10 protein-coding genes are annotated in these 12788 nt (G+C 68.5%); 8 read left to right on the forward strand and 2 right to left on the reverse strand.

The genetic code is table 11. The features are described 5' to 3' along the window. The first annotated feature begins 23 nt into the window (after positions 1 to 23). Positions 24 to 1862 carry a sensor histidine kinase gene (locus MMF98_RS02110; protein ID WP_243303851.1) on the forward strand — a complete coding sequence of 613 codons (1839 nt, stop codon included), beginning with the start codon at positions 24 to 26 and terminating at the stop codon, positions 1860 to 1862. Positions 1863 to 2037: 175 nt separating this feature from the next. Here the strand turns inward: MMF98_RS02110 and MMF98_RS02115 are convergent, their stop codons facing one another. Beyond that, on the reverse strand, positions 2038 to 3558 hold the full coding sequence (locus MMF98_RS02115; RefSeq protein WP_243303854.1) for a hypothetical protein: 1521 nt from the start codon (positions 3556 to 3558) through the stop codon (positions 2038 to 2040). A 2-nt stretch (positions 3559 to 3560) separates the two neighbouring features. On the opposite strand from MMF98_RS02115, the gene MMF98_RS02120 reads away from it, so the two are divergent. The 7 genes from MMF98_RS02120 (at position 3561) to MMF98_RS02150 (ending at position 11298) form a co-directional block, all read left to right on the forward strand. After that, positions 3561 to 4556, forward strand: coding sequence for a hypothetical protein (locus MMF98_RS02120; protein WP_243303856.1), 996 nt, complete (start codon positions 3561 to 3563; stop codon positions 4554 to 4556). Positions 4557 to 4565: 9 nt separating this feature from the next. Then, positions 4566 to 5720: a rod shape-determining protein RodA gene (gene rodA, locus MMF98_RS02125; protein WP_243303858.1), complete on the forward strand. Its 1155-nt coding sequence runs from the start codon at positions 4566 to 4568 to the stop codon at positions 5718 to 5720. Between the two features lie 5 nt (positions 5721 to 5725). After that, complete coding sequence (locus tag MMF98_RS02130) at positions 5726 to 6604, forward strand: NAD(P)-dependent oxidoreductase (RefSeq protein ID WP_243307263.1); 879 nt, start codon at positions 5726 to 5728, stop codon at positions 6602 to 6604. An 80-nt stretch (positions 6605 to 6684) separates the two neighbouring features. Further along, a complete protein-coding gene (tldD, locus tag MMF98_RS02135) occupies positions 6685 to 8145 on the forward strand; it encodes a metalloprotease TldD (RefSeq protein ID WP_243303860.1) in 1461 nt (486 codons plus the stop codon). 89 nt (positions 8146 to 8234) lie between these two features. Beyond that, on the forward strand, positions 8235 to 8783 hold the full coding sequence (locus MMF98_RS02140; protein WP_243303862.1) for a hypothetical protein: 549 nt from the start codon (positions 8235 to 8237) through the stop codon (positions 8781 to 8783). Between the two features lie 241 nt (positions 8784 to 9024). Further along, a complete protein-coding gene (locus MMF98_RS02145; protein ID WP_243303864.1) occupies positions 9025 to 10146 on the forward strand; it encodes a 3-deoxy-7-phosphoheptulonate synthase in 1122 nt (373 codons plus the stop codon). A 156-nt stretch (positions 10147 to 10302) separates the two neighbouring features. Continuing rightward, positions 10303 to 11298: a hypothetical protein gene (locus tag MMF98_RS02150; RefSeq protein WP_243303866.1), complete on the forward strand. Its 996-nt coding sequence runs from the start codon at positions 10303 to 10305 to the stop codon at positions 11296 to 11298. On the opposite strand, the gene MMF98_RS02155 is transcribed toward MMF98_RS02150, so the two are convergent. Further along, positions 11295 to 12782 carry an MFS transporter gene (locus MMF98_RS02155; protein WP_243307264.1) on the reverse strand — a complete coding sequence of 496 codons (1488 nt, stop codon included), beginning with the start codon at positions 12780 to 12782 and terminating at the stop codon, positions 11295 to 11297. The genes MMF98_RS02150 and MMF98_RS02155 overlap by 4 nt on opposite strands. Between the last annotated feature and the right edge of the window lie 6 nt (positions 12783 to 12788).

Raw genomic sequence — 12788 nt, forward strand, 5'->3', positions numbered from 1 at the left:
CGCCGCGCGTTTACCATCGGCGCATGAATTTCCGGGCAATCAAGGCGGGAGGGTGGCTGCTGTTCCTGTGGCTGGCGCTGGCCCTGGGCGCCCGGGCCGAGATCCAGGAGCTGCGCCAGGCGCGCGCCGCCATCACGGTGGACGGCACCACCGAGCTGACCACCGTGGCGCTGCCCTATCACTGGGACCGGCACCACCCCGGGCAGCAGGGCATCGCCACCTTCGAGGTGGCGTTCTCGATGCCGGGCGAACCGGCCGTGCCCTATGCCGTGTATTTCCCGCGCCTGGGCAATGCCTACGAGATCTGGCTCAACGGCACCCTGCTGCAGCGCAACGGCGACCTCGCCCGCTTCAACAGCTCCGACTACGGCAAGGCGCCCCGCTATGTCGAGGTGCCGCCGCAGCTGCTGCAGAAGCAGAACCTGTTCCGCATCAACATCCGCGCCGATGGCGGCCGGCGCGGCGGCCTGGCGGCCCCGGTGGTCGGGCCCGATGAGGACGTGCGGGAACTCTACGTGGCCGACTACCGCTGGCAGGTGGCGGGCTCGCTGGCGGTGGTGGTCCTGAGCCTGCTCGTGGGCATCGTGGCGCTGATGCTGTGGCTGACCCAGTCGGACCCGGCCCAGCGCGGCTGGCGCAAGCGCGACAGCCTCTATCTCTACGCCGGGCTGGCCGAGCTGGCCTGGGCCCTGCGCATCGGCGACAAGCTGATCGAGAACCCGCCGATGTCCTGGCTCGGCTGGGGGCCGCTGATGACCGCGTGCGCCGCCTGCTGGCTGTGCAGCATGGCGCTGTTCTGCGTGAAGGTGGCGGGCTGGGACGATCGCTCGCGCCTGGGCTGGTGGAAGGGCGGGCTGCTGCTGTTCTTCCTGGCCGGCACGGTCATCGGCGTGGCGGCCCAGTATGGGCACCAGCCCCTGCTGCTGACCACCTACTACGCCGTGGCGAGCGCCTGGTGCATTCCCTTCGCGCTGGTCTACATGGCGCGGGCGGTGCGCCCCGGCGCCCGCCGCGCGCATGTGCTGGTGGCGCTGGCCCTGCTGGCCAACGTGCTCACGGGCCTGCGCGATCTGGTGGTGTTCCGCATGAGTGACTCCTTTGGCGACAATTCCTGGCTGCGCTACTCGTCGATGCTGTTCGGCCTGATGCTGGGCTATATCGCGATCACCCGCTTTCGCGCCGCCAGCGTCCAGGTGCGCGACCTGATGGCCAATCTGGCGGCGCGCGTGGCGCAGAAGGAGGCCGAGCTGGCGCAGACCTACCAGCGCGTGGAGCAGCTCGCGCGCGAGCAGGAGCGCGCCAGCGAGCGCTCGCGCATCCTGCGCGACATGCACGACGGCGTGGGCTCGCACATCAGTGCGGCGATCCGGCAGCTGCAGTCGGGCCGGGCCAGCAACGAGGCGGTGCTGCTGACCCTGCGCGACTCGCTGGACCAGCTCAAGCTGTCGATCGACGCGATGAACCTGCCGGCGGGCGACGTGACGGCGCTGCTGGCCAACCTGCGCTACCGGCTGGAGCCGCGCTTTGCCGCCTCCGACATCGAGCTGCAATGGGACGTGGACCTGCTCGACCCGTTGCAGGGGCTCGATGCCGGCGCCATGCGCCAGCTCCAGTTCATGGTGTTCGAGGCGCTGTCCAACGTACTGCAGCATGCGCAGGCCAGCGTGCTGCGCATCGAGGCCCGCGTGGCGGGTGCGCAGGTGCACCTGCGCCTCATCGACAACGGGCGGGGCTTCGACACCACGCGGCCGCCGCGCAAGGGGCTGCTGTCGCTGCGCGAGCGGGCGCAGGCCATCGGGGCGGCGCTGGTCATCCGCAGCGCGGGGGGCGGCACCGAGGTGGAGATCCGGCTGCCGGGGTGAGAGAGGCCGGTTTTCAAGCCAGATCGGCCTGATGTCCTGGTTCAGCGGTCATTGTATGCTATTGAATTGATAGCAAACCGCCTGATGGCCGCCCAAAAGAAAACCCCGCCGAAGCGGGGTGGAGGGCGGGGTCGGGCCAGGGTGCCAGCCCTGGCCCAGGTAACCGGTCAGCCGGTCAGCGCCGCATTCCCGTGAAGGTCATGGCAGAGCCGCCCGTGGGCGTGTACGTGCCGCTGACGGCGCCGCTCAGGAAGTTGAGCGTGCCGCTGCCGCTGCCCGACGCATCGGTCAGCGTGAACGCGCCGGTGGCACCGTTCACGGTGATGGTGCAGCTCTCGTAGGCATTGATGCTGTTGTCGATGCACGCGGTGGTGGAGGCGTTGCCGGACACGAAGCTGGGATTCAGGCGCAGGGTCGTGCCGGTGGTGACCTGCAGGCCGCCGCTGTCGCTGCTGTCGTTGATGATCCAGTCACCGGCGTAGGAAGCCGGGGTCAGGCTGATCGGCGTGGCCGGGTCGACGGCGGGCAGCCCCAGCTTGGTGAGCAGGGCGTTGCTGGCCTGCATGTTGAAGCGCGCCGAACGGTTGACCACGGGCTTGTTCTGGTAGCCCGCGTAGACCTTGCCGCCGCGCTCCACGAAGATGCGCTGGTAGTTCAGGCCGCCGGTGAGCGCCGGGGGGGTGCTCAGGGTCATGGCGCGGCCGTCGCCCATCGTGCTGATCGTGTAGGTGCCGGTGCCGATCGGGTCGCAGTTGCGCGGCGAGCCGTCGGTGGAGCGCTGCTGGCAGCTGTAGTACTTCACCACATTGCCGGCACCGAACGCTGCGCGCAGGTGGGTGTTGGTCGTGTAGTACGAGGTCTGGTAGCCGCCGGTGAGGGCGTTGCCCAGCACGCCGATGGAGACGGAGCTGTAGCTCCACGCATCGTTGCGCGCTCCGCTGGGCACCGTGGCGGTGCCGCTGGGCGTGGTGATCACCGTCGAGCCGGGGCTATAGACACAGGGCGTGCCCTGATTGGCTGCGATCATGCTCTCCAGCGTGGTGGCCGGCGTGGTGTAGCCGCCCTGTGGCGTGGATTGCGTGATCGAGGCGCAAGCAGACGTATTGTCGCTGGCGCTGGTCTTGCCCGCGGCCACGGCGGCGCTGGCGTTGCGCATCACGCTGCCCACGCCGGGGTAGTACGCCAGGGCCGTGTTCAGCGCCGAGGTCGTGTTGTAGTACAGCTTGGCGCCCGTGGGGAATGCGGTGGAGCCCAGCAGCGAGTCGGCATTGGCGACGTACAGGTTCGTGAAGCCGCCGTCGCGGATCTGCTGCAGCACCTCCAGCATGGTGCGGCCGCCGATGTCGAAGCTGGCGCGGTTGGACGAACCGATCTCGAACTTGTCGCAGATGTCGTAGTTGCTGTTGCCGGCGGCGTCGCGTACCGTGCTGAGGTTCTCGTAGTTGATCGGGCAGTTGATCCAGGACGTGCCATTCCAGTGCAGGTCGGATTGGCGGTTGGGCTGGCCGCCGAAGCCCCAGTTGGCCACAGCGCCCATGTTGTTGCTGCTGCGGCGGTCCACGTAGCGGGTGCGGTTGTTGCTGTCCGGCGTGTTCTGGGCGGCCGTGGAAGCCAGCACGCGCCAGTTCCAGTTCGAGCTGTCGTAGAAGTTCATCGAGTTGAGCTGCACGCTGGCCGCTGGCCGCTGGCGCTTCACTGGTGCTGCCCGAGCCGGAGGCGGTCTGGTTGTTGATGGCCACGATCGTGGCCACGGTCGTGGTGGTGAGGCCGGTGGTGGCATCGTTCACCAGGGCCTGGGCCAGGGTCGTCAAGGCTGCGGAGAGATCAGCGGGGTTCTGCGCGGCCTTCACACTGGGGTCGGCCAGCTTGGTCACGAGATCGGACAGGATTTGCAGCAGCTTCTGCTGGATGGCCTTGTCCAGGTCCTTCTGGTTGATGGTGCTGCCGTCGATCGGGTTCTTGGTGCCGACGGCGCTGGCCAGCGCCTTGGACTGCTGCTGGGTCGTGACCACCACCATGCGGGCGACGGTGCCGGCGGTCTTGCCGTCGGCGCTGCTGCTCTTGGTGAAGTCCTCGAACAGCGAGACGTTGAGGCCCAGCGTGGACTGGAGTGACGCGGCGGCCGACGCGGAGCTGGCGCCCGTGCTCTCGACCAGGGCCTGGACCAGGGTGGTCAGCGGGCTGACCACGCCGGGCTTGTCGGCAGGGGCCTTCAGGACGAAGGGGATGGGCACCGCGCCGGTGTCAGTGTCCACCGCATCGGTGCCGACCACGGCCAGGATGGGGTACTTGCCGGCATCTTCGGCCGGGACCTGCAGGGTGACGTTGCCGCTGCCGTCGGTGCGGCCCGAGGGCTCGCCGCTGTCGCAGGCGCCGTTCTTGTTCTTGTCGAGACAGACCAATGCATTCTTGATCGGGCCGTCGACCACGGTGATGGGGACGCTGGCAGTGGCGGACGGGGCGGGCGATGTGCCGCCACCGCCGCCGCCACAGGCGGCCAGGCTGAGCAGGGCGACGCTGGACAGCGCTGCGCCGATCCGGCGAAGCCGGGGGATGTTCATTTCCATGGGGTGCCTCCTCCTCGTGTTTCAATGGGGCGTGTCAAACGTAACACCAACTGTTTCAAATCGCATCCCCAAAATATGGGGTGAGATGGCCGGTGTGGGCGAGGCGCGACAGGTCCGCGCGGGATAATCCACCCCCATGGCCGCCGTATTCGAAAAACCCTCCTACTGGCAGCGTGCCGCCCCGATGTTCCGGGGCTTTGACGGCCCGCTGGCCTTTGCCGTGTTCCTGCTGGTCTGCGCCGGCCTGCTGACCATGTATTCGTCCGGCTACGACCACGGCACGCGCTTCATCGACCATGGCCGCAACATGCTGATTGCCGGCGCCATCATGTTCGTGATGGCGCAGATCCCGCCGCAGCGGCTGATGACGTTCGCCGTGCCTCTGTACACGGCGGGCGTGGTGCTGCTGATCGCGGTGGCGGTCTTCGGCATCACCAAGAAGGGCGCCCGGCGCTGGATCAACCTCGGCGTGGTGATCCAGCCCAGCGAAATCCTCAAGATCGCCATGCCGCTGATGCTGGCCTGGTGGTTCCAGAAGCGCGAAGGCCAGTTGCGGCCGCTCGATTTCCTGGTGGCCGCTGTGCTGCTGGGCGTGCCGGTGGGCCTGATCATGAGGCAGCCCGACCTGGGGACCGCGCTCCTGGTGCTGTCGGCCGGGCTGTCGGTGATCTTCTTCGCGGGCCTGTCCTGGAAGCTGATCCTGCCGCCGGCGCTGATCGGTCTCGTCGGCGTGATCCTGATCGTGATCTTCGAGCCCAGCCTGTGCGCCGACGGCGTGCGCTGGCCGGTGCTGCACGACTACCAGCAGCAGCGCATCTGCACCCTGCTGGACCCGAGCCGCGACCCGCTGGGCAAGGGCTTCCACACCATCCAGGGCGTGATCGCCATCGGCTCGGGCGGGGTCTTCGGCAAGGGCTTCATGCAGGGCACGCAGACGCACCTGGAGTTCGTTCCCGAGCGCACCACCGATTTCATCTTCGCCGCCTATTCCGAGGAATTCGGCCTGCTCGGCAACCTGTTCCTGATCGCCGGCTTCGTGTTCCTGATCCTGCGCGGGCTGGCGATCGCGCTGGAGGCGCCCACGCTGTTCTCGCGCCTGCTGGCGGGCGCCGTGACGCTGATCTTCTTCACCTACGCCTTCGTCAACATGGGCATGGTCAGCGGCATCCTGCCCGTGGTGGGCGTGCCGCTGCCTTTCATCAGCTACGGCGGCACGGCCATGGTCACGCTCGGCATGGGCCTGGGCATCCTGATGGCGATCTCCAAGTCCAAGCGGCTGGTGCAATCGTGACGGCGATGGCGGCGCCTTACCCGGTCGGTGTCATCGGCGTCGGCAACATGGGCGCCGGCATGGCGGCCAACCTGCTGGCCCGGGGCTGGCCGGTGCGGGTGTGCGACCTGGATCCGGTCCGCACCGCGGAATTGACCTCCCAGGGCGCCGAGGTCCGCGCCAGTGGGTCATTGATTGCTATGGATTCGACAGCAATCATCGTCTGCGTGGTGGACGCGGCCCAGACCGAAGCCGTGCTGTTCGGCCCCGACGGCGCGGCCGGTGCGCTGCGGCCCGGCCAAGCCGTGCTGCTGTGCCCCACCATCGCGCCGCAGGACACCGAGGACTTCGCCCGCCGGCTGGCAGCGCTGGGCGTGCACGCCATCGACGCGCCCCTGTCGGGCGGGCCGGTCCGGGCGCGCGACGGCAGCATGAGCCTCATGGTGGCCTGCGCCGACGCGGCGTTCGAGGCGCACCGCGGTTTGATCGAGACACTGTCCAGCCGCGTCTTCCGCATCAGCCGGCGGCCGGGCGACGGCGCGCGCACCAAGCTGGTCAACAACCTGCTGGCGGGCATCAACCTCGTGGGGGCGGCCGAGGTGCTGGCGCTGGCGGAGCGCATGGGGCTTGATCCTGGCGCCACCCTGGACGTGATCGAGCAGTCCAGCGGCCAGAGCTGGATCGGCTCGGACCGCATGCGCCGCGCCGTCGCGGGCGACTACGCGCCGCGCGCCCATGTGACGCTGCTGGAAAAAGACACGCGGCTGGCGGTACAGGCCGCCCGTGCCGCCGGGTTCGACGGGCCGCTGGGCGCGCGCGTGAGCGCCGTGTTTGCGCAGGCCCGCGAGGCCGGCCTGGCCGGCGAGGACGACGCGGCGATCTTCAAGCTGCTGCGCAAGACCTGAAGCATCGCTGCCGCCGCTGCGGGCGGGCCGGTGCAACCTTGCCGCCGCGCGGGGGATGGGGCTCGGCCTAAAATGGGCCCATGATCTCCCGCGAACCCACCCTTGAGCGCCTGGCCACGGCCCAGCGCCTGCTGCTCGAACCCTTTGGCCTCAACGAATCGCACCTGAGCCGCGCGCTGGCCGAGATCACCGCGCACAAGGTGGACGACGCCGACCTGTATTTCCAGTACACGCGCAGCGAAGGCTGGAGCCTGGAGGAGGGCATCGTCAAGACCGGCTCGTTCAGCATCGACCAGGGCGTGGGCGTGCGCGCGGTCAGCGGCGAAAAGACCGCCTTCGCCTATTCCGACGACATCTCCGAAGCCTCGCTGCTGGATGCGGCTCGCACCGTGCGCTCCATTTCGGCTGCGGCCCGGGGAGGCCGGGCCAAAGTGGCGCCCAGGAAGGTCGCTTCGAGCCGCTCGCTGTACCAGGGGCTGGACCCGATCGCCACGCTGGACAGCACGGCCAAGGTGCACCTGCTCGAAAAGGTCGAACAACTGGCCCGCGCCCGGGACCCGCGCGTGGCGCAGGTGATGGCGGGCTTGGCCAGCGAATACGACGTGGTGATGGTGGCGCGCGCCGACGGCACGCTGGCGGCCGATGTGCGCCCGCTGGTGCGCCTGAGTGTGACCGTGATTGCCGAACAGAACGGCCGCCGCGAAATGGGCTCGGGCGGCGGCGGCGGGCGCTTCGGCCTGGCCTATTTCGATGACGAGCACATCGCTTCGTATGTGAACGACGCAGTCAATGCCGCGCTGACCAACCTCGAATCGCGCCCGGCCCCGGCCGGCGAGATGACCGTGGTGCTTGGCCCCGGCTGGCCCGGCATCCTGCTGCACGAAGCCATCGGCCACGGGCTGGAAGGCGACTTCAACCGCAAGGGCTCGAGCGCCTTCAGCGGCCGCATCGGCCAGCGCGTGGCGGCCAAGGGCGTCACCGTGCTGGACGACGGCACCATCGCCGACCGCCGCGGCTCGCTCAACGTCGATGACGAGGGCAACGCCAGCCAGCGCAACGTGCTGATCGAGGACGGCATCCTCAAAGGCTACATCCAGGACGCGATGAATGCGCGCCTGATGAAGGTTCGGCCCACCGGCAACGGCCGGCGCGAGAGCTACGCCCACATCCCGATGCCGCGCATGACCAACACCTACATGCTGGGCGGCTCGCGGGTGCCCGAAGAAATTGTGGCCAGCATCAAGAAGGGCCTGTACGCCACCAACTTCGGCGGCGGCCAGGTCGACATCACCTCCGGCAAGTTCGTGTTCTCCGCGAGCGAGGCCTTCTGGGTCGAGAACGGCAAGATCCAGTACCCGGTCAAGGGCGCCACCATCGTGGGCAACGGGCCCGACGCGCTCACGCGCGTGAGCATGATCGGCAACGACATGGCGCTCGACCCCGGTGTGGGCACCTGCGGCAAGGAAGGCCAGAGCGTGCCGGTGGGCGTGGGCCAGCCGACGCTGCGCATCGACGGCCTGACCGTCGGCGGCACCGCCTGAGCCAGGCCCCGGCGTCGCATGGGCTGCCTCGTCCGCGCCGGATGCGCCGCCGCTTGGCAGAGCCACGCTGTCCCCGCACAATGCAGGCCATGACACCCTCGCGACTGAGCATCGACCCTTCCACCCAGCTGCCCCACGCCCAGAGTTTCAGCGAGCTGAGCCATTTCCTGCGCTCGGCCGTGGCCGACGAAGAGACGCTGCAGCTGGGTGACAGCATGGGCCTGCTGGCCTCGCACATCGAGGCCATCGTGGCGGCGCTCAAGCAGGGGCATGACCGGGCCGCCGTGGCCCCTTTGCTGATGGACCTGCTGACCATCCTGCGCGAGCACCGGGCCCTGGTGATCGGACTGAACACGGCCTGGCGCGGCCTGTACGAGTACGCCTCCTATCTCGCGGCGCTCAACAACTTCCGGGTGCTGATCGGCCAGTGGCTGCTGGACAAGGACGGGCGGCGCGAGCCGGCGGCCGGGTTCGAGGATTTCGAGCTGATCGCCTGGCGCACCCTCGGCGAGGGCATGCTGCTGATCGATATCTATGACCAGTGGCGCGGGCGCGAGCAGCAGGAATCGGCGCTCGGCACCCTCGAGGATCCGCGCGCGGAACGGGCCCGCAACTGGTGGAGCCGGCTGCGCGGATAGGCGCGCGCAGGGTTTGCAACCCGCCCGGATTTCGCCGCCTTCGCCGGTTGTGATACATTCTTTCCCATGCATCCAGCCCGTTTTTATTTCGGCTACTTTTGGTTCTCAAGCGCCACCGGCGGTAGAGAGATCTGAGCGTACCCGTAAAAAACGCACCGAATCTCCCCCAAACCGCCGGCCACCCCGGCGGTTTTTTTATGCCCATTTTCTTTTTGAACCCAGCGAAACAAGGAGCGACCCCATGAATGCGAAGGCCACCCAACCTGGCTCCGATGCCTGGTATGCGAGCGTCGAAAAAACCAGCCAGACCGACGACGAACGCATCAAGGACATCACCGTGTTGCCACCTCCAGAACATCTGATCCGCTTCTTCCCGATCCGCGGCACGGCCGCCGAATCGCTGATCACGGGCACCCGCAGGAACATCCACAACATCATGGCCGGCAAGGACGACCGCCTGCTGGTCGTGATCGGGCCGTGCTCGATCCATGATCCGGCCGCCGCGCTGGACTACGCGCGCCACCTCAAGGTGCTGCGCGACAAGTACGCGGACACGCTGGAAATCGTGATGCGCGTCTATTTCGAGAAGCCGCGCACCACGGTCGGCTGGAAGGGCCTGATCAACGACCCCTACCTGGACGAGAGCTTCCGCATCGACGAAGGCCTGCGCATCGCGCGCCAGTTGCTGATCGAGATCAACCGCCTGGGCCTGCCCGCGGGCAGCGAGTTCCTCGACGTGATCTCGCCCCAGTACATCGGCGACCTGATCTCCTGGGGCGCGATCGGCGCGCGCACCACCGAGAGCCAGGTGCACCGCGAACTGGCCTCCGGCATCTCGGCGCCGATCGGCTTCAAGAACGGCACCGATGGCAACATCCGCATCGCCACCGACGCCATCCAGGCGGCGGCGCGCGGCCACCATTTCCTGTCGGTGCACAAGAACGGCCAGGTCGCCATCGTGCAGACCCATGGCAACAAGGACTGCCACGTGATCCTGCGCGGCGGCAAGGCCCCGAACTACGACGCGGCCAGCGTCGCCGCGGCCTGCAAGGACCTGGAGGCGGCCAAGCTGCCGCCCACGCTGATGGTGGACTGCAGCCACGCCAACAGCTCCAAGCAGCACGAGCGGCAGGTCGATGTGGCGCGCGACATCGCCGCCCAGGTGGCGGGCGGCTCCCGCCACGTCTTCGGCCTGATGGTGGAGAGCCACCTGAATGCCGGGGCCCAGAAGTTCACGCCCGGCAAGGACGATGTCAATGCGCTGGAATACGGCAAGAGCATCACCGACGCCTGCCTGGGCTGGGATCACTCCCAGCAGGTGCTGTCGATGCTGTCGGAGGCCGTCAAGGCGCGGCGCGGCTGATCTTCTCCCCCGTTTATGGGGGACGCAGGCGTTTACAGGCATGTCGCGGCGGCGGTATAGTCAAAACGGTGCATCCAAAAGGGTGCCCGGGCCGTATCTAGTACCAGTCATTCATACGCGTCATATTCTGTGGAGCAACCTGTTCTTTGGCTGGGGATGGCCGGCTTTGCGCCGGAACGGCAAACGCAGCTCGCGGCCCTGTTGGCCAGCCAGCCGGCGGGATGGCCGGCGTGGCGCCGCGCCAAGTTTTCCGAGGCGGATGCCTGGTGGGTGGAGGGCCGCGGCGTGCGGCTGCTCAACGGCAGCACCCTGAAGATTCCCGTCGAGCACGATGCGGCCGATGCATCGATCCAGCTCAACCTGGACGAGATCGACCGGCCGATCGCCTTCTCGACGCCGCTGGCTCCCCGGGGCTTCGAGCCCAAGTACACGTTCGATCCGGCGTCCGAGCCCAGCGTGCGCACGGTGCTGCAGCAGTTCGAGGGCTGGCTGAGGCCGCTGCGGGCGCAGTTCGCGCTGGGCGCCGAAATCCTGGCGCGCGAGGACAACCTCAGGCCCGCCGTCTACCACGTCAGCTACCGCGGCAGCATGTTGGCCGTGGTCGACCTGCACGAGTGGCAGGTTGGCATCGCGCCGACCGTGCGCCCGATCGACTTCGAGCAGGCCCACTGGGACAAGCGCCCTCCGGCGGCCAACGACATCCCCGAGCGCTTCGTGCGCATCAGCCTGGCGCAGCTGATGTGGACCTACGCCCAGCGCACCGAGCGGGATGTGCTGCCGCAGCGCTACCGCAGCGGGCCGATCTACTTTCGCCGCTCGCCGCGCGTGCCCCTGCGCTGGCTCAAGGATTCGCAATTGCTGCTGCTGCGCGAACTGTCGCTCGCCCCCGGCAGCTTCGAGGTGCTGCAGCAGCGCACCGCCCTGGCGCCGGTGCAACTGGCGCGCGACCTGGCCAGCCTTTACTTTGCCGGCTCGATCACCTCCACCCGCACCAGCGCGGCGGACGAAGAGGCCCTGCGGCGCGACGGCAACACCCTCAGCGTGCCGCCCGACACCCGGAGCTCGCTGCCCGGGCTCGACTCGCAGTTCATCGGGCGTTCGGTGGAACTGCCGTCCGACCTGACGGCGCCTGCGCCTTTGCGATTCGATTAACGGAGGCGGCGCTGCACAAGCAGGGCCACGCCCATCAGCAGCGCAAGCACGGCGATCAGCCGGTACAGGTCCTCGCTCGCGATCAGCAGGGCCTGCTGGTCGAGCAGGCCGGCCAACTGGGCCGAGGCGGCCTGGCTGGCCTGCGCCGGGTCCAGGCCGGATGCGGCGAACGCGCCCTTCACCGAATCCATCCATGACGCCGCCTGGGCCGGGTGCCGGCCGAGCGCGTCGCTGAGCGCGCCATGCACCACGAACTGCCGGTTCTCCAGCATCACGGCGCCGAAGGCCGAGGCAAAGGACTGCGCCACCTGGCGCAGCAGGTTCTTGCTCTGGTAGCCATGCGGGAAGTCCTCCGCGCGCAGCTCGCGGAAAGTCAGCCCCGCGATCGGGATCACCACCAGCACGCCGAACAGGCCCTTGCCGATCAGGCCGGGCAGCAGTGTCCCAAGCCCCGCTGCGGGAGGCAGCCGCGACAGCCAGAGCGCGGCGGCGGCCATCAAGGCCAGGCCGGCGAGGATCAGCGGCTTTTTGCGCGGCGTCCTGGCGCCGAAGCGCATGTAGATCAGCGCGGCGCCCAGGCTCACGAGCCCGGCCAGGCTGTTGAGCCATCCGGTTACGTCCAGCGGCAGGCCCAGGGCCTGTCCGGCAAACACCGGGAAGACATAGCCGTTGAGCGTGGACACCAGGTAATAGAGAAAGTAGAACGCCAGCCCGGTGAGGTAGACCGGGTTGCCGAGCGCGCGCAGCTGCAGCAGCGGCGTGGGGTGGCGGTGCTGGTGCCGCAGGAAGGCCGCGAGCAGCCCGGCGCCGAGCAGGGCCAGCGCCAGCACATGGGCCGGGTGCGAAAAGATGTCGAAGCGCGCCTCGCTGAAACCCCATTGCAGCGCCACCGCCGCGGCCCCGAACACCAGCAGCGGCGCCAGCGACCAGCCGGTGTCCTCGCGCGAGGGCTCGGCGTCGGGCAGCAGCAGCCAGCAGCCCAGCAGGCCGAGCGCGGCCAGCGGCAGCACGCCATAGAACACGTCGCGCCAGCTGCCGTGGTCGATCAGCCAGGCCGCCGCGACCGGGCCCAGCGCGCCGGCGATGAAGATGCCGATCATGAACCACTTCATCGCCCGCGGCCGCTCCGCGGGCGTGAACATGAGGGGCACCAGGATGCGGCAGCTGGTGAAGAAGGCGCCGGCGCTGACGCCCTGCACGAAGCGCGCGGCCAGCAGCTGCGCCAGCGAATCGCTGGTGGCGGCCAGCAGGGTGCCGGCCATGAACAGGCCGAGCGCGGCCGTGAGGTAGCGCCGGTAGCCGAAGCGGCGCGCCAGCCACTGCTGCTTGAGGATCATCAGCATGCTGCCCACGGCATAGGCAGCCTGCGCCAGCGCGAAGCTGCGCGGATCGGCATCGACGCCGCCCATGATGTGGCGCGACGCGAACACGAACATGATGCTTTCGAGAAACTCCACCGAGGTAACCAGCGCCAACAGCGCCATGAGCAG

Source organism: Variovorax terrae (assembly GCF_022809125.1).
Classification (GTDB): Bacteria; Pseudomonadota; Gammaproteobacteria; order Burkholderiales; family Burkholderiaceae_C; genus Variovorax_A; species Variovorax_A terrae.

What these genes read in the sequence shown, in the direction of transcription:
- MMF98_RS02110 (WP_243303851.1), top strand. Translation starts at nt 24, where the DNA reads ATGAATTTCCGGGCAATCAAGGCGGGAGGGTGGCTGCTGTTCCTGTGG.
- rodA (WP_243303858.1), top strand. Translation starts at nt 4,566, where the DNA reads ATGGCCGCCGTATTCGAAAAACCCTCCTACTGGCAGCGTGCCGCCCCG.
- MMF98_RS02130 (WP_243307263.1), top strand. Translation starts at nt 5,726, where the DNA reads ATGGCGGCGCCTTACCCGGTCGGTGTCATCGGCGTCGGCAACATGGGC.
- tldD (WP_243303860.1), top strand. Translation starts at nt 6,685, where the DNA reads ATGATCTCCCGCGAACCCACCCTTGAGCGCCTGGCCACGGCCCAGCGC.
- MMF98_RS02140 (WP_243303862.1), top strand. Translation starts at nt 8,235, where the DNA reads ATGACACCCTCGCGACTGAGCATCGACCCTTCCACCCAGCTGCCCCAC.
- MMF98_RS02145 (WP_243303864.1), top strand. Translation starts at nt 9,025, where the DNA reads ATGAATGCGAAGGCCACCCAACCTGGCTCCGATGCCTGGTATGCGAGC.
- MMF98_RS02150 (WP_243303866.1), top strand. Translation starts at nt 10,303, where the DNA reads ATGGCCGGCTTTGCGCCGGAACGGCAAACGCAGCTCGCGGCCCTGTTG.
- MMF98_RS02155 (WP_243307264.1), bottom strand. Translation starts at nt 12,782, where the DNA reads ATGGCGCTGTTGGCGCTGGTTACCTCGGTGGAGTTTCTCGAAAGCATC.